The organism is Halomonas sp., from assembly GCF_041689495.1.
Taxonomy (GTDB): Bacteria; Pseudomonadota; Gammaproteobacteria; order Pseudomonadales; family Halomonadaceae; genus Halomonas.
Genome location: NZ_JBDNGD010000320.1, coordinates 1 through 1,154 on the forward strand (window position 1 = coordinate 1; position 1,154 = coordinate 1,154).

Genomic DNA, 1,154 nt, shown 5'->3' on the forward strand with positions numbered 1-1,154 from the left:
CCTGTAGTGGTGAACTGTCAAACGCCGCTGCGCCTTCGTCGGTCTAACTTGCTACGCTCCATGGCTGACCAGAACCTTGCCAAAGGAAACGCTCGTCATGACGACCCTCTTTACTTATCTGAAAGCCGTTGCCTCCCCCACCATCGGCCTGGGCTGCATGAACTTCTCCCATGGCTACGGCACCCCGATGCCCGAACCCGAGGCGCTGCGCGCCCTCGATGAAGCCTTCGAGATGGGCTATCGCCATTTCGATACCGCGACCCTCTACGGGGCGACCGCCAACGAGCAACTGGTGGGCAAGGCGCTGCAGGGCAAGCGTGATCGGGTTTTCCTGGCCAGCAAATGCGGCATGGCCTTCGCTCCGGAACTCGGCAGGAAGGTGATCGACGGACGTCCCGAGACACTGCGGGAGCAATGCGAGGCGAGCTTGCAGCGCCTGAAGACCGATCATCTTGACCTCTATTACCTTCACCGCCTGGATCGCCGGGTATCCATCGAAGAGAGTGTCGGGGCGCTGGGGCGATTGGTGGAGGAAGGCAAGATAGGTGCCATCGGCCTGTCCGAGGTTTGCGCGGCCACTCTGCGCCGCGCCCGGGCCGAGCATCCCATCGCGGCGGTGCAGTCCGAATATTCGCTGTGGACCCGCAACCCCGAGATCGCGCTGATCGAGGCGTGCCGCGAGGCGGACACGGCGCTGGTGGCCTTCAGCCCCCTGTGCCGGGGCTTCCTGGCGGGGGCGGTGGAGGACCCCGACCGCCTGGAGGAAAGCGACATGCGGCGCAACTTGCCGCGCTTCAGCGCCGAGAACTTCCCCCGCAACCGGCGCCTGCTGGCGGCGTTCACCGCCGTGGCGGACGAGCTGGGGGTGACGCCCGGCCAGCTGGCCCTGGCCTGGCTGCTGGCCAAGGGCGACGATGTCATCCCGATTCCCGGCTCTCGCAGCGTGGCGCACATGCGCGAGAACCTGGCGGCGGAAGGCCTGCGCCTGGCGCCGCAAACCGTTACCCGGCTGGATGCCATGATGACCCCGGACCAGGTGGCGGGTGCTCGCTATGGCGAGGCCCAGCAGGCGGAAGTCGACACCGAGGAGTTCGGCTAGTCCTCTGCCCCTTTCCTGCGCGCCCGACGCTTCTCGCCCAGCCGGGAGAACGCCC

1 protein-coding gene is annotated in these 1,154 nt (G+C 66.6%); it reads left to right on the forward strand.

Annotation, left to right across the window (positions count from 1 at the left end; all coding sequences use genetic code 11):
- The first annotated feature begins 97 nt into the window (after positions 1 to 97).
- Positions 98 to 1,099: an aldo/keto reductase gene (locus ACESMD_RS10445; protein WP_372612900.1), complete on the forward strand. Its 1,002-nt coding sequence runs from the start codon at positions 98 to 100 to the stop codon at positions 1,097 to 1,099.
- The last annotated feature ends 55 nt before the right edge of the window (positions 1,100 to 1,154 follow it).

Bases quoted from the DNA above. Each gene is read 5' to 3' on its own strand.
- ACESMD_RS10445 (WP_372612900.1), top strand. From the start codon at position 98: ATGACGACCCTCTTTACTTATCTGAAAGCCGTTGCCTCCCCCACCATC.